The sequence below is a fragment of the Ohtaekwangia kribbensis genome, assembly GCF_042676245.1.
Lineage (GTDB): Bacteria > Bacteroidota > Bacteroidia > Cytophagales > Cyclobacteriaceae > Ohtaekwangia > Ohtaekwangia kribbensis.
The window spans coordinates 202,006-221,176 of record NZ_JBHTKA010000003.1; the positions used below are offsets into that span (position 1 = coordinate 202,006).

A 19,171-nucleotide genomic window follows, 5' to 3' on the forward strand; every position below is an offset into this window, starting at 1 on the left:
CCTTCCAACGCCTTTCATCAATACAATTTAGTCTACCGCAGTATTTATCCACAAGTGACTATACCAATGCCATATACCCTGCTTATCAGGAACTGTTATAGTGTAGAGGGTTCTTCTTTTCTTCGTCATGGGTTTAGCAGCCTGGAGGGTTACCACTACTTTTTGCTTGTCGACAACATCGAGTGCGCACTCACCTCCCTGCACAAAACACTGTAGTTGGTTCAGGCGCAATCCTTCACCATCAAACGTTAAGGTTAACAGTGGCTGATTACCTTTCGGCATTATATAGTCATTGGGCGAACGCTTCTTTACACGCAATGCTTTCATGGAGGCTTTCTCTATAAATTTATCTTTCGCAGAATACGACTCGGACATCGGAAAACGCGGACATTCAAAAAGATCATCGCCACTATACATTACACCTGAATTCTGTGCTGCTGCTGCTATAAATCCGACCTCTTTCACAATGTCTTTCATCTTTGTATCGAACTCACCGTAAGGATATGAAAATACTATGGGCTTCGTGTTGAGTTTTTCGCTGATGATCGTTTGACTTAATTCAATCTCATCCTTAAAAGTTTTATAGCGTGTTGCTGCTGACTGATTCAGGAAGAAATCATGCGAGTGGGTATGGTTGCCGATTTCAACTTTATGTTTGATTGCATCTTCCAGTTGCGCCCAGTTCATATAGTCACCTCCGCCAACGGTTTTCGTATTGATAAAAAGTGTAGCCGGTATACTATATTTTTTCAGTAGCGGTAGCCCACGTTCGTAGAAAGTCTTATAGGCATCATCGATAGTGATCACAGCTGTTTTACGTGCGGGCTTATCTGATTGCAAATATTCAATTGCTTCCGAGAAAGTAAGCAACTGAAAATTATTCTTCTTCAGGTATGCGAGATGGGCTTCAAAATCTTTTACCGGTGTGTTGGTAGATGGGTAACGTGAATCGCCAAACCGATGGTATATAAAGCAGACAACCTCCTTGTCGCTGCTTACAATTTCCTCTGTGCTATTCGATACAGGTTTACCAGAGCAGGAAAGAATAAGAATGAATAAAAGAGAAATATGAAAACGCGGCATAGCGAGAGGGGTATATTTGAAAAGAATGAACGTATAAACCAGATCAATCTTCAACCAGGTACTGCGGGTCGATCACATAACTATCAAATTGCTTGAGGTTATTGCGCAGAATTATCTTCTTCAATTGATTGGTATAGGCTGATCTCCGTTCGGAGTAATTTTTCAAATGCGGAAGTAGCTCCAGTGGGTCTTCCGTTTGTTTGCGTGCTTCGCGCAGACTTTTATAGGAACGTGATCGTGCGAGTATCTCGAAGTAATCGATAATTGATTTGGACATATCCGGATATGCGCGCAGGTATATACGTTTATTCTCGCGTGTACGTCTTGCTACGATGCGCGATTCATTTGTGTTGAAAGACCACACACCAAACAAATTGTTTGCCTGCAAAAAAAAGCGGGATTTACCCCAGCCGCTTTCCACGGCAGCTTGCGCCAAAACAATGCTTGTGGGTAGTGTATGTGTTCGTACCAACAAATCATCAATATCTTTGGCGCGATACCGATTCTTTAAATCAATGTAGAGCGCGCTGTCAGTTTCGTTCCAGGATTTCTTTGCGCGCAGTGTCTCAATTCTAATTCTACGCTGCTCGATTTCATGCTTGGCAACCAGTATAGAAGGTAATACAGCCGATATAAATTTCGCTTTCGCTTTTCGCACCGGAAGTTTTTCAAGGCCTGAAACATGGGTATATAAAAGAGGTTTTACCACAGCATCAGCTACCAGCACAATCTGGTCAAGCGATTCTACTTTTATAGTCTCGGTACGAACGGTAAAGGTTCTGCTTTTATCACAGCCTGATACTGTTGAGAGCAACAGCAACACCGTGGTGCGGATAAGGGTCCGGGAGGTAAGAGCCTGTCTCATAGCTGTAGAATAAGTCGAAATGCCTATGTATAAACATTCCGGGATATGCAATTTACGACTTTACCAGGAGTCCATCGTTTATGCTTTTGACGGCTTATCGTTGAAAAACGTTGATTGGTCGGAGCTTACCCAGCTTAACATCAGCTTCGATTCGTCCTATTCCTGGAGTTTTGACGTGCTTTGATCAGATCGTTTCTCCTTTAGCCGCTTCAATTCGCCCACGATAATTATACTTACAATTACCATCAAACTCCACGAAGTAATTTTGTGCCACGTTACTATCTGCCAGCCTTTGTGCTGGTAGGCATATTTCCATGCACCAAAGAAGGTCGCAATGTTTTCTGCAAGCCATATAAAGAAGCCAATAATAGTGAACGAAAGCAGTGCTGATATATAGTATATTTTCTGATGGAGTCTAAAAGAGAATCTAGTCCTCCAGAAAACCGCGATCAGCACAAGCGCAATGTAAAGTCGCAGATCGGCAATAAAGGCATTGGTAAAAAAATTAAGATATATAGCTGCCCCCACCCCGATTGTATATATACTATTGGGCCAATATACAGTGTCAAGTTTGAGGTTGCGCCCTGCCTGGCAGATATAGCTTCCCACACTGGCATACATAAAGCCGGCATATAGCGGCACGCCTATAACTTTGGTGTACGCATGTTCCGGGTATGACCATGAGCCGCGGTGTACTTTGTGCAGCTCCATCACCAGTCCCAACAAATGAAAAAGTGTAATCACCAGAACTTCGTCTCGTGTTTCGAGACCAGTCTTGTACATGATTACCTGCGCGATGATACAGACGATCAGCAAAAGATCGTAACGCGGTATACCCAGGTGCAAAGCCGATGACAGCGCAAGCGAAATAAAAATCAACACCGGAAAGATGCACGACACAGCCTGCAAATATCCAAACCATACGAACTGTTTTACAAACGACACAAACTTCGTTTCCGAACCGTGCAACGCAAATTGATTCTCGATTGCCTGATGAAGCTGTTTCAAAAAGAAAAGATTAATTAACGAAGCCAAACGTAAAACATTTACCCGTTGTTGCATGAAACAAAACAGCGTAAATTAGCTACTGGTTACTAGCTGCCCGTTGCAAGAAGTTTTTCTGTTAAAGAAACTTTACGGCTCTTAGCTGCGTATTTTTGTGGAGTCGCCAAAAGGCTCGAAACTAAAAACTCACGGCTATTTCCTGTAGCCAGTAGCTTGCAGCCAGTTGCCTTTAAAACGCTCGCAGCTTAAAACTATTTTATGAAAGACGTACTCGAAGTAAAAACCGATCACAAATATACCGAGGTGGCAGAACGGATAGAATCGCTCATTGAGAAGAAAGTGCTGAAGGTTGGCGATAAACTTCTATCGGTACGTGCGCTTAGCAAAGAGCAGGGTATAAGTCTAAGTACGGCCTTTCAGGCATATTATCTTTTAGAGAGTAAAGGATTGATCGAAGCACGTCCGCAGTCAGGGTACTATGTTAAATATTCACGCGAACATACATTAGATATACCACAGGTATGCGAGCCTTCGGATGATGCTGTGCCGGTAAGTGTTGATGACATGATCAACAGTGTATACCGCGACCTGAATGCAAAGGGTGTTACTAACTTTTCATTGGCTACGCCTTCCATCAAATTACTCCCGACTGCCAAATTGAATAAAGCTGCGCTGCAGGCTATACGCGAGTCACCAACCTGTTGTCTCAACTATGAAAATGTGCAAGGTAATGCTGCATTGCGCAAGCAGATTGCGCGGCAAGCTTTTAACTGGGGCGGTGCACCGAGTGAAGATGATATAGTGGTTACGGCTGGTGCTGTTGAAGCCATGTCACTCTGTATTAAAGCTGTTACCAAACCAGGTGATACAGTTGCTATCGAAACACCAACCTACTATGCCATTTTCCAGGTGATGGAAAGTCATGGACTAAAGGTAGTAGAAATACCAACAGACCCGCTGCTGGGCATTGATATAGATTATCTTGAACAAGCTATACCACGCTTTGACATCAAGGCTTGCCTGTTCGTGAATAACTTTAATAATCCACTCGGCAGTTGTATGCCGGATGATCGCAAGAAGAAACTGGTGGATATGCTGGCCAAGAAAGATATACCTCTCATTGAGGACGATATATATGGCGAGCTATATTTCGGCAAGACTCGCCCGAAGACGTGCAAGACGTTTGATAAGAAAGGACTTGTACTTCACTGTGCATCATTCTCAAAATCACTGGCTCCGGGTTATCGTATCGGCTGGACTATACCGGGTAAATTTAAAGAACGTGTTATGCGGCTTAAGCGCATGCACTCTGTTTCTACCAATACACTTACGCAGGCAGCCATTGCTAATTTTCTAAGCAACGGTCGGTATGAATTACATCTCCGGCATCTACGAAAGGCTTTGCATACACAATCGCTTCGTTACCTGCAGGCGGTATCAGAATATTTTCCGGATGATACGCGGGTAACACGTCCGCAGGGAGGATTTACGCTATGGATCGAAATGAATAAAAAGGTCAATGCGTTTAAATTACACAAGCGCGCATTGAAACATAACATTGGTATTGCGCCCGGGCAAATTTTTTCAACACAAGGGCGATTTGAGAACTGCTTTAGATTAAGCTATGGTGCTCCATGGGACGACACCATCGAAGAAGGAATTAAAACGCTGGGCAGGCTTGTAAGAGAGTGGAAATAATCAACCTTGCACGTTTCCTCCCTGAAAATATATTCTTATACCTTAGAGCTGCGAGTTGAAGAAAATTTTCCTCAACAGAATCTACTCGATATTTTTACTTGCAAGTTTACCTACTTGCCAGAAAAACAGCCCGAAAAAGCATATCACTGAGATAAAGACATATACCATAAGCTGTAGCGGTTAGAATTCAATATCAAAGATGGTCTTACTATTTTTGTCGCACCTATGCCTCTTCTTTCATCTCTCACTGAAGTAAGTTCGGCAAGGCTTTTGCATTTTTTGGAAACTTAAAACCACCTGTGTAAATCGAATTCTATTTAAACCTCAACTGTTTAAATTGCACCCTTGTTTACTTGAAAACCAACGTATTATGATAAATCAAACTTTGCGGCTCATGCTCTTTGCGGCAGCGGGCCTGTTAGGCACCACCAGCTATGCTTTTCAGACAGAAACTTCACAGGCAGACACAATTACTGCTCCGCAGGATTGGTTCTTACGCGATCCCGCAACGGACCATGTACAAGGGCTAAGTGTTGAAAAAACATATAGTACATTACTAAAAGACAAGCCTTCCAAAACGGTATTGGTAGCAGTAATTGATTCTGGAATTGATGCAGACCACGAAGATCTGAAAGACATTATGTGGGTAAACGAAGATGAAATTCCGGGCAATGGTATTGATGATGACAAGAACGGGTATATAGATGATATACACGGATGGAATTTCATCGGTGGGAAAAACGGAAACGTAAATGAAGATACGTACGAGGTAACACGTGAATACGCACGCCTGAAACCGAAGTACGAGAATGTTGATGAGAAGAGTGTCGGCAAAAAAAATAAGGCTGAGTATGATTACTGGAAGAAAGTAAAAACGAAATATGATCGCGATTTCGAATTCAACAAAACTCAATACGATCAATACAATCAGCAATTCGAACTCTATAAAAATGCTGCCGCTACCATCGCTTTCTGCGATAGCTTACTGGAAGCAAAAACCGGTAAGCCTGTAAGTAAATCTTCTTTAGCTACAATCAATGCTACGGATGATACACTTCGCTTTGCGAAAGAAACGCTTTCTAAAGTATTGGAGAATGTGGATGGCGATATCATGGTAAGTGAATTCATTGAAGAGCTCAATGGCTATATCGGTCAGTTGGGAGAAGGCGTTGACCACTACCGCGTGGCTGTAGAGTTTGGCTATAACCTTACGTTCAACTCAAGAACAGTGGTGGGCGATGATCCTAAAAATCTTACGGAGAAAAATTATGGTAACAACGATGTAAAAGGTCCTGATGCGCGCCACGGTACGCACGTAGCGGGTATCATTGGTGCCAACCGTAAAAATGATATAGGTATAAAAGGTATTGCTGATAACGTACGCATCATGTCTGTGCGCGCTGTACCGAATGGTGACGAACGCGATAAAGATATAGCCAACGCTATTATTTATGCAGTAGATAACGGTGCGAAAGTGATCAATATGAGTTTTGGTAAAGCGTTCTCTCCTAATAAAGAGCTTGTTGACAAGGCTGTAAAATACGCTGAGTCAAAAGGTGTATTGCTGGTGCATGCTGCTGGTAATGATGGCGACAACACAGATGTTGAGTCAAACTATCCAAACCGTAAATTCTTAAAAGGTGGTGAAGCCAAAACATGGTTAGAGATCGGGGCATCATCATGGGGAGCTGATCAAAACTTTGTGGGTTCATTCTCCAACTACGGAAAAAAATCAGTTGACCTTTTCTCTCCGGGTGTACAGATATACTCTACAACACCTGATAACACGTACGAAGATCTGCAAGGTACCAGTATGGCAAGCCCGGCAACAGCGGGTGTAGCGGCTGTTCTGTTTTCCTACTTCCCGGATCTGAATGCTTCTGAAGTCAAAGACATTATCCGTAAGTCAACACGGAAGTTTGATGGCCTGAAAGTAACAAAGCCAGGTTCGCAGGATCAGGTTTCGTTCAGTGAATTGAGCAGTACCGGAGGTTTGGTAAATGTATATGAAGCTGTAAAGCTCGCACAAACCTTAAAAGGTAAACCTGTAGAGAAATAAGCGTACATAAATCGTCCGATAACGGGACGTTTAGGCTGTAAAAAATGCTGAAGAAAAAAATCTTCAGCATTTTTTTATTGCCTGTACTCAAAAAATCACACGCCTGGTGGTATAGAGTTACTATATAATTACCGATGTGCATACCGACTTATAGTGTAACCCTGATTAATTCAACAGCAATCGATTCTTATCCTATATTTCAAAATCCGCCTTTACGCGTGTGCCCCCGCACTATACTTACGGGTAGCTTTCCTATACTAAAAGCTACCTGGTATGAAGGCGTTCTTTACAAATTTCGTTGCAGCATATGTGCTGTTGGTTTCGTTCCTCCCATCGTTCTCTGCTCCTAACCGGGCAGGGTTTTATATACCTGATCATATAGACGAAGTATCATTCCGATACAAGAATATAGATGAGCTCATTTTACTGCCCGTCATTATTAATGACTCCATTCATGTAAACCTTATACTGGATACAGGATGCAGAAATCTGGTGCTGTTCGGAAAGCGCTTTCAGAAATTATTCAGCCTTGAACCTGACAAGAAGATACAATTTTCAGGGCTCGGTTCTGGCCGACCTGTTAATGGTGCGCTCTCTTTAAACAATAAGGTTTCTATTGATAAAGTGCTGGGCGAAAAAATTCCGGTAATCATTATTCCCAACCAGAATCTTTTCAGAGTATATAATAATGTGCATGGCGTTATCGGGTACGACATCTTTACCAAATTTGAGGTTGAGCTTAACCCGCGCCAGCAATTGATTACATTTCGGCCTGCATCAACAGCTACACTGAGTTCAGAATATATACATGTACCGATACGCATTAGCGATGCAAGGCCGATTATTGATTGCCGCGTGGTACTAGACAAAAACAAAACTCATGTGTGCGACCTTATGATTGATACCGGCTCTACACTTGCTCTCTTGTTAAAAACAACCGACCTGGAGAATTATTCCATCAGAGCAACGACAAAAATTCTGGGACGCGGGTTGAATGGTGAGATTGAAGGGTTTGAGACTGTAACCGACCGACTTGAACTCGCCTCGCTTGAAATGACGAATCTTCAAACGGGTATCATTCATTCTCCGTGGCATAACCATGCATCCATCGGCATGAGTATATTAAAGGAATATACCTTCGTATTGAATTACTGTAAAGGATACGCAGGCTTTAAGAAAGCCTAACCTGTCTATCTGATTTAATCCCTATACACATGGCGTGAAATTTATAACTTCACGCCATGGCTCGTATACAAATTACCCTACCGGATGCATTTATCTTCACGACCGAACTTACCGTTCGTGCTTCCGATCTCAACTATGGTGCGCATGTGGGCAATGACTCTGTTCTCACCATTATGCAGGAAGCACGCATTGTCTTATATCGCACACTCGGATTCAAAGATGAGATCAGCTTTGAAGGAAGTACCGGACAAATTATAGCCGATGCCGCTATTCAATATAAGTCGGAGGCATTTTTAGGCGATCGCCTTACCGTCAAAATTGCTATTGATGAGTTTACCCGTTTCGGATTTGATATGTATTACTTGCTGGAAAACACAGAAACCGGCAAAGAAGTAGCCCGCGGCAAAACAGGTATAGTATGTTTTGACTATGAGAAAAGAAAAATAGCAGCTATACCGGAGATTTTATTACAAAAACTAAAACAGTAATTCTGAAGATTATAATTCCTTATATTCTTAATGTGACAGGTATAGATATAGTATGTTTACCCCGAAACTTTCAGGCTTCCCGACCTTCGGACTTTCCGTCTCCCAACTTTCTATTACTTCAACGACTTCAAATAGCGAAGACTTGCCGGGATTTGTTCTTCCGAGCGCGAAGATTCATCTTCGATAAAGTAATGTTTTATACCGATAGACTTGGCTGTTCGCATGATGGCATCAATCCCTACATCGCCTTGTCCTAAGATCACATTAGTCTCTACATCTACCCGTCCGTTTTTACTACCGGGGGTGCCGGGTTTACGATCTTTTAAATGAAGCATGATCCAACGGTTAGCATATCGTTTTAGCAATGCAACAGGATCTTGCCCGGCCTGCTTGATCCAGAATACATCCATTTGCAGGTATACATAGCGGGCATCAAAAGTATCTACCATATAGTCGAACAACGTTCCCTTTTCGTGCGGCTGAAATTCATAGCCGTGCGGGTGATAGCATAGCAGCAATCCGTTTTGAGCAAGCACTTTTCCGGCCTTGTTAAAGACCGCTGCTGCTTTGTTTATATCTTCCAGGGTTAATGTATCGCCTTTGTGTGGAATCCAGTAGCAAACAACAAACTTGGCTCCGTACGCGCGCGCATCGTCCGCTACAGACTGCGGAAAATTCATGAGTCTTTCAAAGTCGGTTCCATAGCTTACAACCTGCAACTGATTTTGTGCGATGAGCTTGATGAATTCGGGAAAGGACAATCCGTAGGTATCTCCTATTTCGATTTCTTTTATTCCGAAGGATCTGATTTTGGCCATTGTACCGGGTACATCTTTGGCAAACTGGTTTCGCAGGCTATAAAGCTGAAGTCCTATTTCCTGCGCAAAAGACGAAAGGCTGGCCAACACCAAGAGTGATACCAGGATTTTTTTTAGAGAGGATTGCATAGAGAAAAATCTTCTTCAAGATAAATAAACTCTCTGAAGAAACAATCGATAAGTGGGAGTTACGGACGTTAACCGTTATCTATTAACCGTTATTCGTTATCAGGAGTTAATTTTCAAGAGGTTTAAACAACAGATCAAACTTTCCGTCCAGGTTACGAATAACGGATAACGATTCACGGATAACGGCTCCAAAAAAAGAAAGCGTCACCATACGATGACGCTCTCCGAGGTATAAACGATTTGGTTTGGTTTCTATTTGCTTTGAACGAGCAGCGGTGTGTTGGCTACGATGGCAACCAGGTCTTCATCGTTAACGCTTTTCTTCTCGTCAGCCACGATCAGGAAATTCTCATACAATTGATCGAGCTCTGTTTTGTTTGGCTGGTAGCCGAGCAATTCAAGTCTGTGCTTCAGCGCAGCACGGCCGCTACGTGCCGTTAATAATATAGATGATGTTGGTACACCTACGTCTGCCGGGTTAATGATCTCATAGTTCTCTGAGTTCTTCAGAAAGCCATCCTGGTGAATTCCGGATGAGTGAGCAAATGCGTTGGCACCTACAATAGCTTTGTTCGGTTGCACCGGCATGCGCATCATATCCGAAACCAGTGTGCTGATTGCATATAGTTTTTCTGATTTCAGGTTGGTGTGTAAACCAAGATCTTTGTGTGTCTTGATGATCATGGCAACTTCTTCCAGCGAAGTATTACCGGCACGTTCGCCAATACCGTTGATCGTTACTTCGGCTTGTCCTGCGCCCGCCATCAAACCTGCTATCGTATTCGCGGTAGCAAGACCAAGATCGTTATGACAGTGTACGGATATAGTCGCCTTATGTATATTCTTTACATGATCGAACAAGTATTGAATACGCTTGCCATATAAATGTGGTAAGCAATAGCCGGTAGTGTCAGGTATATTTACTACATCTGCACCGGCAGCAATCACAGCTTCCACCATCTGTGCTAAAAACGCGAGGTCAGCGCGTCCCGCATCTTCGGCAAAGAATTCTACTTCAACACCTTTTGATTTGGCATAGCCTACAGCCCACACGGCTTGTTCGAGAACTTTCTCGCGTGTGGTGTTGAATTTATGCTTGATGTGAATGTCTGAAGAACCAATACCGGTATGGATGCGTCCGCGTTTGGCATGATGCAGCGCTTCTCCTGCTACATCTATATCTTCCTTCTTCGAGCGTGTCAGCGCACATACGCCTACATTTACTGCCTTGGACAGCTCTACTACGGAAAGAAAATCACCGGGACTGGATATCGGGAAACCCGCTTCAATAACATCTACTCCGAGTAGCTCAAGCTCCCGTGCAATCACGACCTTTTCATCGGTTGATAACTGACAGCCGGGCACTTGCTCGCCATCGCGAAGCGTAGTGTCGAAGATTTCAATTTTTCTGCTCATGGTTTCGTTATCCGTTTATTGTTTTTTATTGGGATTGGGATACGACACTTAATCAAGTGCCTATACTATATATCTCTTTATTTTATACTGCTACCTGGCAGTTTACCAGCATACGAGCGTTGTTACATACTACATTACCCATTACTTCTGTACCCAGTATTTTCTCATGGGCTGTAGAAGCATCTGCGATGTCGCGTGTTCTGTATCCATCGCGCAGTGTTTGTTCTACTGCTTTGATAACTGTTTCAGATTCTTCTTTTAATCCGAATGATATATCAAGCAACAATGCAGCGGAAAGTATAGATGCCAGCGGGTTCGCTATACCTTTACCAGTAATATCATGCGCACTTCCGTGAATGGGTTCGTAAAGTCCTACTGTATCACCTACAGATGCGGAGGCAAGCATACCCATAGAGCCCGCGATCTGCGATGCTTCATCAGTAAGTATATCTCCAAAGAGGTTTCCGGTTACCACTACATCAAAGCTGCGTGGGTTCTGAATGAGCTTCATGGCAGCAGCATCTACAAACATGTGCTCTACCGTTACATCCGGATATTGCTTGGCAACTTCCTGCACTACTTCTCTCCACAGTCGTGAGCTTTCCAGTACGTTAGCCTTATCAACGGATGTAACTTTCTTTCCACGTGTAAGCGCAGCTTTAAAAGCCTTGTGAGCTATACGCTCTACTTCGTAGCGAGAGTATATCATTGTATCGTACGCTGTTGCACCTTGCTCCTTGCGTCCGCGCTCACCAAAGTATACATCTCCGGTAAGTTCACGGAAGAAGAGTATATCGGCACCTTTCAGAATCTCAGGTTTGATGCTGGAAGCTGCAAGGAGTTCATCAAAAAGTTTTATCGGGCGAAGGTTGGCATATAGTCCCAATTCTTTACGCATCTTCAAAAGACCTTGCTCCGGACGAACCTTTGCAGTAGGGTCGTTATCATATTTAGGATGTCCTACAGCTCCGAAGAGTATAGCATCCGAGTTCTTCATTTTCTCAAGCGATTCATCCGGCAGAGGATTGCCAGTAGCTTCGATGGCTTCGTGACCGATGGTAGCATAGTCAAATGAAAATTGATGCCCAAAGCATTCGGCTACCTGCTCGAGCACTTTCTTGCCACAAGCCGTTACTTCTTTTCCGATTCCGTCTCCGGGGAGTATTACGATTTTCTTTTTCATTACAAAATTCTTTTTAAGCTGTGAGCTGCCAGTTGCGAGCTTCGAGTAATGTGAGTGTGTTGATGCCAGTATATACCTAGCGCGCGGTTTCGAATTGTTTTATTTCTTCGCGGAGGCTTAGCAGATAGTCGATATCATCGTAGCCATTTGCAAGACAGATCTTTTTATAGGCATTGATATCAAATGATTCGGATGAGCCGTCTTCAAGTGTTACTTTCTGATTTTCGAGATCTACAGTGATGGTAGTGGCAGGATTTTTCTCGATCGCTGCAAATATTTTTTTCAGAAATGCATCTGTTACCTGTACCGGAAGTGTAGCGTTGTTCAATGCATTGTTCTTGAATATGTCTGCAAAGAAGCTGGAGATCACTACGCGAAAGCCATAGTCAGCTATAGCCCACGCTGCGTGCTCACGACTACTGCCACAGCCGAAGTTTTTGCCGGCTACCAGTATTTGTCCGGAGTATGTATTATCGTTCAGAACAAAATCTGCTTTCGGAGTATTGTCGCTGTTATAGCGCCAGTCTCTGAATAAATTTTCTCCGAAGCCATCGCGTGTAGTAGCTTTCAGGAAACGTGCAGGAATGATCTGGTCAGTATCTATATTTTCAATCGACAGTGGTACTGCGCGACTTTTTAACGTTGTGAATTTCTCTTTTGCCATGATGTTCGTTATCAGTTATTCGTTAAACGTTAATCGTAATTATACCAGTTCGCGTACGTCTGTCACTTTTCCTGTTATAGCCGCAGCGGCTGCACTTAGCGGACTTGCCAGGAATGTTCTGGACTTCGGTCCTTGTCTCCCTTCGAAGTTTCGGTTCGATGTACTGATGCAATATTTGCCGGCAGGAATTTTATCTTCGTTCATACCAAGGCAAGCTGAACATCCGGGTTCGCGTAATTCAAAACCTGCTTCTTCAAATATTTTGTGCAGACCTTCTTTGCGCGCCTGCTCTTCTACTTGTTTTGAACCAGGCACTACCCATACTTCAACGCCTTCTGCTTTCTTCTTGCCTTTCACGATGGAAGCAACAAGTCTTAAGTCTTCAATGCGCGCATTGGTACAGCTTCCGATGAACACATAGTCAACTGATTTACCAAGAAGTTGTGAACCTTGTTCAAGGCCCATATACTCCAATGACTTTGTAAATGAATTTTGTTCGCTGATGTCGCTGAGTTCTGCAACGGTAGGGATACGGTCTGTAACCTTTATACCCATACCCGGATTGGTTCCGTAGGTAATCATCGGTGCTATATCTGCAGCATCATAGGTTAATACCTGATCGTATTTAGCACCTTCATCAGTTTTCAATGTACTCCACTTCTCAACGAGTTTATCAAACTCTGCTCCCTGCGGTGCAAACTTTCTCCCTTTGATATAATTGAACGTTGTCTCATCCGGAGCAATCAAACCACCACGTGCACCCATTTCGATGCTCATGTTACAGATGGTCATACGCGCCTCCATGGAGAGATTACGAATTGCTTCACCGGCATACTCAACAAAGAATCCGGTGGCACCACTCGCAGAAATTTTAGAAATGATATATAGGATAATATCTTTTGATACTACGCCTTTACCAAGCTTACCGTTGATCTCGATACGCATGGTCTTCGGACGATACTGCAGTATACATTGTGTAGCCAGCACCTGCTCTACTTCGCTGGTACCTATACCAAATGCTATACTTCCAAAAGCACCGTGTGTAGATGTATGACTATCACCACATACGATGGTCATGCCCGGCAAGGTTAATCCCAACTCCGGACCAATGATATGAACGATTCCCTGGAATGGATGTCCAAGATCGTAAAGTGTTACGCCAAACTCGGCTGTATTTTTTCGAAGTGTTTCTACCTGGTGGCGAGAGAGTGCTTCCTTGATCGGAAGGTGCTGATCTTTGGTTGGTACGTTGTGATCCGGTGTAGCCGTTGTACGGGCCGGATTAAAAACTTTGATGCCACGTTTGCGTAATCCATCAAAAGCTTGCGGGCTGGTTACTTCGTGAATGAAGTGACGGTCGATGTACACTACATCCGGGTACCCTTCACTTTTCTTCACCACATGTGCATCCCAGATTTTGTCGAACAGTGTTTTCGGTTGACTCATGTCTCAGTTTAAGTCTTAATTTATTTTACTGTTTATAACTCGGAATAGAACAAGTGTTAGTTTGTCCTGATCCCTAAAAAACGAAACGTCCCGTCTGGGCAATGCTCAGACGGGACGATACGAATGCTTTATACTTTATTTCAAAACATCACTTTCAGATGATTTGATCATTTAAAAAATCTTTTCTACACAGAGGGGCTCCTGAAACACGAAGATGGAAAAAGTTAAGGGGTACATCAACGAATTGTTAAAAAATATTTAACAAAACTAACGACTGATTGGTTGTTGAGGATTACTAACCAAGAGTAATTCTTTGGATTGCACCATCGATTTTTGCTGTAACAAAAGTATACGAAGCAGGAGTTGAACATCCTTCAGGTACTTGCGTACTTTCTTCATCTTGCGTGTTGCATCTATATGTCGCTCCAAAGGCCCTATAACTTCTTCATTCATTTTTGTTGAAAAGTATTTTGATGCATCGTCTACGCGTTGGTGTACATGTGTGTAATCTTCCTGGTCAGATGCTTCTTTCATCCAGGCATATAAATGCCGCTGAAAACTCCGGCTTACTTTTTTATTCTCTTCAATCCAGGTATATATAGTCTGCATCAGCGCTACAGCCTCTTCTTTGTGAGGGATGTTTCGCTTATCGAATACATGCATGATCGCATCGATCTGATTCGAAACGGCATTCCATTCAAAAGCCTTTATCAGAATGCTATATAAGTATTGATGCTTTTCGTCTTGGTATATACGTTGCAATTCCTGCACGGATGTACTCTGCTGCATAAAGCTCAGAATACGTTCATCAGTTTGAATGCTTTTGTTCGTTATAGATGATTTCAGTGCTATACCTTGCAGCGAAGTACAGCGGCTCAATGCTACATATACCTGTCCGGCAGAGAATGAATTGGCAGCGTCAATAATTATTTTCTGAAACGTAAGTCCCTGACTTTTATGAATCGTAATCGCCCAGGCCAGTCGTATCGGGAACTGGCTGAATTGTCCTAATTCCTGCTCTTCCACCAGTTGCTCTTTCGGATTATATACATATCGGATATTCCTCCACACTTCACGCTCCAGCACGAGATGTTCCGATTCACCCGGAAATTCTACATATACCTTTTCACCATCAATACAGGATATACGTCCGAGTTTACCATTGTAATACCTCCTCTCCTTCTGCTTCATGTCATTTTTAATAAACATGATCTGAACGCCTTCCTTCAAAACCAGCTGCTTTTCTGTTGGATAAGATTTGGCAGGAAAATCACCATCCACGGTTCCATCAAACAAAGATGGTTCTCCCGGTAACTTGGCAAGTTCTTCGGTATTGATGCGGTCTGCGAGGTAGTTGTGTGACGTTAATGTAATAACAGCTTCGGTTTCATTTGGAATAAGTGATTTGTTGTGGCAGCTATTCAGTAATTCCAAATCCTCCTGAGAAGTTATATTATTTCGAACACGATTCAGTAGATCGATAAACAACGGATCCTGCTGCCTATATATCTTTTGCAATTCAATAATGAGCGGTGGTATCTGCTCGATAACTTTAGCATGAAAGAAAAAAGGTGTACGATAGAAATTACGAAGTATACTCCACTCGTGTTCCTGCACAACAGGCGGCAATTGAAAGAGATCACCTATATAAATCATTTGTACACCACCGAACGGAATACCCCGCTTCTTGCGAACGTGGCGAAGCACAACATCGATCGCATCAAGCACATCACATCGCACCATGGAAATCTCATCAATGATCAGCAACTCAATCTCTTCAAACAGTTCACGCTTTTCATTGTGAATACGAAGATTTTGCAGCAAGGTATAGGCATCCGATAACTCAGCAGAATCATTATCCACTCGCTGTGGCACGGGTATAAATGGACCAAACGGCAATTGAAAAAACGAGTGAATCGTTACGCCTCCACAATTGATCGCAGCTATACCGGTGGGTGCTACTATAACGCTCTTCTTGGGAGAATGCTCTTTTATATACTTCAGAAAAGTTGTTTTACCGGTACCGGCTTTACCGGTAAGAAAAATATGCCGGTTTGTTTGGTTGACAAGGTTTGCAGCTAAATCAAAAATCGGGTTACTGTCTAACGGGGTTATCATGCCTGCTATATTCTGCATCACCGTGTGAAGGTAATTAAAATTTTGTTGTCCGTCCCGATAGTTATCGGGACAGATTTTCACAGACAATGCAGGCATACATGCCTGCATTATTTTCTATGCATTCAATCTGCGTATCTCTGCGCCCGTTGCGGAAACCAAAAATCGTTGCTACACCAGACTCGATCTAAACAAAAATGCCACTGAGGTAGTGGCATTCAAGTATATATGCGGGACATAAAAATTCTACACTAAATATTCGAACAGGTTTTCGTTCTGATTCACAAGCGTATAATTCAGCTTGTGGCTATCCATGCGCTCGATCAATGATTTGAAGTCTTCGGTTGATTTCACTTCAATACCGATCAATGCCGGACCTGTTTCTTTGTTATGTTTTTGAATGAATTCGAAGCGAACAATATCATCGGTGGGACCGAGTATCTGGTTCACAAATTCTTTCAGTGCACCAGGGCGCTGTGCAAAGCGCACGATGAAATAATGTTTTAGTCCTTCGTATAGCAGTGATCGTTCTTTGATCTCCTGCATGCGATCGATGTCGTTGTTACCACCGCTGAGTATACACACAACTTTTTTACCTTTGATCTGTTCTGCATACTGATCCAGTGCAGCAATTGAAAGCGCTCCCGCAGGTTCTGCTACAATGGCATCCTGGTTATAGAGCTGAAGTATAGTAGAGCTCACTTTTCCTTCCGGCACCAGCAGCATGTCGGCCAGTATTTCTTTGCAGAATGAAAATGTTAAGTCACCTACACGTTGTACAGATGCTCCATCTACAAAGCGTTGTATCTTTTCAAGTTTTACAGGTTTACCTTCTTTCAGTGCTTCCTTCATAGAAGGCGCACCGGTTGGCTCTACACCTATAATTTTTGTTTGAGGAGAATATGTTCTGAAGTATTCACCCAGGCCGGCACACAATCCACCTCCACCGATAGGTACGAAGACGTAATCTATACCGGATACTTCATCGAGTATTTCTTTGGCAACGGTTCCTTGTCCTTCAATCACTTTCACATGATCGAATGGCGGAATGAACACCATGTTGTTCTTCTGTGTAAACTCTAACGCATGCGCCTGGCATTCGTCAAATGTATCACCCGTGAGTACAATCTCGATGTTATCGCCACCGAACATTTTTACCTGGTTAATCTTCTGCTTGGGCGTAATGGCCGGCATATAGATCACACCTTTTATATCCAGATGTTTGCACGAGAACGCTACACCTTGCGCATGGTTCCCGGCACTGGCACAAACTACCCCACGTTTACGTTGCTCTTCCGTTAAGCTTTGAATCAAATTATAGGCACCGCGCAATTTATAAGAGCGCACTACCTGCAGGTCTTCACGTTTTACGTAAATCTCTGCCTTGAATTTTTCAGAAAGCTTGCGATGGTACTGCAACGGTGTTTTCAGCACTACGGATTTTAATACTTCCGCGGCTGCGTTGACATTCAGGGTATATGTTTGTGTTGTTGTTGACATAGTGATCTTCAAAGCTTACCACTTGCTGCTTTACATGCAGCAAGTGGTATAGCTATATATAAATTAGTTTATCATGCTGGCTTCAACCTGCTGCTTCTCCGGACGCAGTTTGCGTACGGCAGCACCGGCTTGCCACAGTTCGCTTTCGCGAAGTTCTTTCAATTCTTCTGCGAGTTTCTCGCGGTAGTCAGGCTTGCTACAAGTATCGATCGTACGTTTTGCTTCAGCACCTGACTCTACGCTTTCGTAAAGTTCTTTGAACACAGGAAGTGTAGCAGCCTTGAATTTCTTCTTCCAGTCAAGCGCGCCACGCTGTGCTGTTGTAGAACAGTTAGCGTACATCCAGTCCATACCGTTCTCAGCAACCAGTGGCATGAGCGACTGTGTTAATTCTTCAACGGTTTCGTTGAATGCTTCTGAAGGTGTGTGACCTTTTGAACGCAGCACTTCGTACTGAGCTTCGAATATACCTGCGATAGCACCCATCAATGTTCCGCGCTCACCGGTAAGATCAGAGTATACTTCTTTTCTGAAGTCTGTCTCAAACAAGTAACCTGCACCTACACCGATACCCAATGCTATAGCTTTTGTTTTAGCATTGCCGGTTGCATCCTGGAATACAGCGTAGCTGGCGTTGATACCTTTACCTTGCAGGAACAATCTGCGTACCGATGTACCGGATCCTTTTGGAGCAGCCAGAATTACATCTACATCAGCAGAAGGAATAATGTTTGTCTGATCTTTGAAAGTTATACCGAAGCCGTGAGAGAAATATAGGGTCTTTCCTTTTGTGATATAGGGCTTAATAGTAGGCCACAGTTCGATCTGACCAGCATCTGAAAGAAGGAATTGAATAACGGTTCCTTTTTTTGCTGCTTCTTCAATCTCGAACAATGTTTCGCCAGGAACCCATCCGTGTTCAACTGCTTTATCCCAGGTCTTTGATCCTTTACGCTGACCAATGATTACTTTAAAACCATTGTCACGAAGGTTAAGAGCCTGTGCAGGACCTTGTACACCGTATCCAATGATTGCAATGGTTTCATTCTTCATTACGTCCAGAGCTTTTTCCATTGGGAACTCTTCGCGAGTTACTACTTCTTCTATGGTTCCGCCGAAATTAATCTTTGCCATTTTTATTGTGTTTAAGTTTTTACGTGTTTATGAGTTTTAGTTTTTTAGTGCAGTTATATATACTATACCGCCTGTTCGTTGTGTTTAGCGCTGAGTTCGCAGTAAAGATCGCTGCCAGAATAATATAGCGCATGCTCTACTTCGATCAGTTTTTCAAGCTGATGTTTTACTTTTTCCATCATGTCTTCGGTTGTGAAAAGCAACAATACGGCAACACCTCTGCGGAAATCATCTTCTGCTTCGTGCGCGATCAGTCGTTTTATCCTTACTCTTCTCCGGTTCAGTATATTAACGATCCGGTTCAAAACCGAAAAGTTATTATCTGAATGTATTTCTAATGTGAAGTCCTGTTTCATAATTAGTTTCTAGTTACTGGCTGCTAG

16 protein-coding genes are annotated in these 19,171 nt (G+C 43.1%); 4 read left to right on the plus strand and 12 right to left on the minus strand.

Features of this window, described 5'->3' with window-relative positions:
• Positions 1–27 precede the first annotated feature (27 nt).
• From ACFQ21_RS11435 to ACFQ21_RS11445, 3 genes are all read right to left on the minus strand, one after another.
• Positions 28–1,083, minus strand: a complete 1,056-nt coding sequence (locus ACFQ21_RS11435; RefSeq protein ID WP_377579064.1) for a polysaccharide deacetylase family protein — start codon at positions 1,081–1,083, stop codon at positions 28–30.
• Between the two features lie 43 nt (positions 1,084–1,126).
• Entirely contained in the window at positions 1,127–1,948 is an 822-nt protein-coding gene (locus ACFQ21_RS11440; protein WP_377579066.1) for a glucosaminidase domain-containing protein, read from the minus strand.
• A gap of 156 nt (positions 1,949–2,104) precedes the next feature.
• Positions 2,105–2,956: a DUF817 domain-containing protein gene (locus tag ACFQ21_RS11445; RefSeq protein ID WP_377579068.1), complete on the minus strand. Its 852-nt coding sequence runs from the start codon at positions 2,954–2,956 to the stop codon at positions 2,105–2,107.
• 255 nt (positions 2,957–3,211) lie between these two features.
• On the opposite strand from ACFQ21_RS11445, the gene ACFQ21_RS11450 reads away from it, so the two are divergent.
• The 4 genes from ACFQ21_RS11450 to ACFQ21_RS11465 all read left to right on the plus strand — a co-directional run bounded on the left by ACFQ21_RS11450 (position 3,212) and on the right by ACFQ21_RS11465 (position 8,383).
• The gene (locus ACFQ21_RS11450) at positions 3,212–4,651 is read left to right on the plus strand and encodes an aminotransferase-like domain-containing protein (protein ID WP_377579070.1); all 1,440 of its coding nucleotides are present in this window, start codon (positions 3,212–3,214) and stop codon (positions 4,649–4,651) included.
• A 370-nt stretch (positions 4,652–5,021) separates the two neighbouring features.
• Positions 5,022–6,710, plus strand: coding sequence for a S8 family peptidase (locus tag ACFQ21_RS11455; protein WP_377579072.1), 1,689 nt, complete (start codon positions 5,022–5,024; stop codon positions 6,708–6,710).
• 273 nt (positions 6,711–6,983) lie between these two features.
• The gene (locus ACFQ21_RS11460; RefSeq protein WP_377579074.1) at positions 6,984–7,895 is read left to right on the plus strand and encodes an aspartyl protease family protein; all 912 of its coding nucleotides are present in this window, start codon (positions 6,984–6,986) and stop codon (positions 7,893–7,895) included.
• A gap of 56 nt (positions 7,896–7,951) precedes the next feature.
• Positions 7,952–8,383: an acyl-CoA thioesterase gene (locus ACFQ21_RS11465; RefSeq protein WP_377579076.1), complete on the plus strand. Its 432-nt coding sequence runs from the start codon at positions 7,952–7,954 to the stop codon at positions 8,381–8,383.
• A 113-nt stretch (positions 8,384–8,496) separates the two neighbouring features.
• Here the strand turns inward: ACFQ21_RS11465 and ACFQ21_RS11470 are convergent, their stop codons facing one another.
• From ACFQ21_RS11470 to ACFQ21_RS11510, 9 genes are all read right to left on the minus strand, one after another.
• On the minus strand, positions 8,497–9,330 hold the full coding sequence (locus ACFQ21_RS11470) for a sugar phosphate isomerase/epimerase family protein (RefSeq protein WP_377579078.1): 834 nt from the start codon (positions 9,328–9,330) through the stop codon (positions 8,497–8,499).
• Positions 9,331–9,582: 252 nt separating this feature from the next.
• Complete coding sequence (locus ACFQ21_RS11475) at positions 9,583–10,746, minus strand: 2-isopropylmalate synthase (protein WP_377579080.1); 1,164 nt, start codon at positions 10,744–10,746, stop codon at positions 9,583–9,585.
• An 82-nt stretch (positions 10,747–10,828) separates the two neighbouring features.
• Positions 10,829–11,929 carry a 3-isopropylmalate dehydrogenase gene (gene leuB / locus ACFQ21_RS11480; RefSeq protein ID WP_377579082.1) on the minus strand — a complete coding sequence of 367 codons (1,101 nt, stop codon included), beginning with the start codon at positions 11,927–11,929 and terminating at the stop codon, positions 10,829–10,831.
• Between the two features lie 76 nt (positions 11,930–12,005).
• A complete protein-coding gene (gene leuD, locus ACFQ21_RS11485) occupies positions 12,006–12,593 on the minus strand; it encodes a 3-isopropylmalate dehydratase small subunit (protein ID WP_377579084.1) in 588 nt (195 codons plus the stop codon).
• A gap of 39 nt (positions 12,594–12,632) precedes the next feature.
• Positions 12,633–14,039 carry a 3-isopropylmalate dehydratase large subunit gene (gene leuC / locus ACFQ21_RS11490; protein WP_377579086.1) on the minus strand — a complete coding sequence of 469 codons (1,407 nt, stop codon included), beginning with the start codon at positions 14,037–14,039 and terminating at the stop codon, positions 12,633–12,635.
• Between the two features lie 267 nt (positions 14,040–14,306).
• A complete protein-coding gene (locus ACFQ21_RS11495; RefSeq protein ID WP_377579088.1) occupies positions 14,307–16,253 on the minus strand; it encodes an ATP-dependent DNA helicase in 1,947 nt (648 codons plus the stop codon).
• A 147-nt stretch (positions 16,254–16,400) separates the two neighbouring features.
• Positions 16,401–17,654 (minus strand): threonine ammonia-lyase IlvA, encoded by a 1,254-nt coding sequence (gene ilvA / locus ACFQ21_RS11500; protein ID WP_377579090.1) that lies wholly within the window; start codon positions 17,652–17,654, stop codon positions 16,401–16,403.
• A gap of 63 nt (positions 17,655–17,717) precedes the next feature.
• On the minus strand, positions 17,718–18,788 hold the full coding sequence (ilvC, locus tag ACFQ21_RS11505) for a ketol-acid reductoisomerase (RefSeq protein WP_377579092.1): 1,071 nt from the start codon (positions 18,786–18,788) through the stop codon (positions 17,718–17,720).
• 62 nt (positions 18,789–18,850) lie between these two features.
• Positions 18,851–19,144 (minus strand): hypothetical protein, encoded by a 294-nt coding sequence (locus ACFQ21_RS11510; RefSeq protein WP_377579094.1) that lies wholly within the window; start codon positions 19,142–19,144, stop codon positions 18,851–18,853.
• Positions 19,145–19,171: the final 27 nt, after the last annotated feature.

Excerpts from the sequence above, each read along its gene's own strand:
- ACFQ21_RS11440 (WP_377579066.1), bottom strand. The coding sequence starts at position 1,948 with ATGAGACAGGCTCTTACCTCCCGGACCCTTATCCGCACCACGGTGTTG.
- leuC (WP_377579086.1), bottom strand. The coding sequence starts at position 14,039 with ATGAGTCAACCGAAAACACTGTTCGACAAAATCTGGGATGCACATGTG.
- ACFQ21_RS11465 (WP_377579076.1), top strand. The coding sequence starts at position 7,952 with ATGGCTCGTATACAAATTACCCTACCGGATGCATTTATCTTCACGACC.
- ACFQ21_RS11475 (WP_377579080.1), bottom strand. The coding sequence starts at position 10,746 with ATGAGCAGAAAAATTGAAATCTTCGACACTACGCTTCGCGATGGCGAG.
- ACFQ21_RS11435 (WP_377579064.1), bottom strand. The coding sequence starts at position 1,083 with ATGCCGCGTTTTCATATTTCTCTTTTATTCATTCTTATTCTTTCCTGC.
- ilvC (WP_377579092.1), bottom strand. The coding sequence starts at position 18,788 with ATGGCAAAGATTAATTTCGGCGGAACCATAGAAGAAGTAGTAACTCGC.
- leuD (WP_377579084.1), bottom strand. The coding sequence starts at position 12,593 with ATGGCAAAAGAGAAATTCACAACGTTAAAAAGTCGCGCAGTACCACTG.
- ACFQ21_RS11510 (WP_377579094.1), bottom strand. The coding sequence starts at position 19,144 with ATGAAACAGGACTTCACATTAGAAATACATTCAGATAATAACTTTTCG.
- ACFQ21_RS11470 (WP_377579078.1), bottom strand. The coding sequence starts at position 9,330 with ATGCAATCCTCTCTAAAAAAAATCCTGGTATCACTCTTGGTGTTGGCC.
- ACFQ21_RS11495 (WP_377579088.1), bottom strand. The coding sequence starts at position 16,253 with ATGCCTGCATTGTCTGTGAAAATCTGTCCCGATAACTATCGGGACGGA.
- leuB (WP_377579082.1), bottom strand. The coding sequence starts at position 11,929 with ATGAAAAAGAAAATCGTAATACTCCCCGGAGACGGAATCGGAAAAGAA.
- ACFQ21_RS11460 (WP_377579074.1), top strand. The coding sequence starts at position 6,984 with ATGAAGGCGTTCTTTACAAATTTCGTTGCAGCATATGTGCTGTTGGTT.
- ACFQ21_RS11455 (WP_377579072.1), top strand. The coding sequence starts at position 5,022 with ATGATAAATCAAACTTTGCGGCTCATGCTCTTTGCGGCAGCGGGCCTG.
- ilvA (WP_377579090.1), bottom strand. The coding sequence starts at position 17,654 with ATGTCAACAACAACACAAACATATACCCTGAATGTCAACGCAGCCGCG.
- ACFQ21_RS11450 (WP_377579070.1), top strand. The coding sequence starts at position 3,212 with ATGAAAGACGTACTCGAAGTAAAAACCGATCACAAATATACCGAGGTG.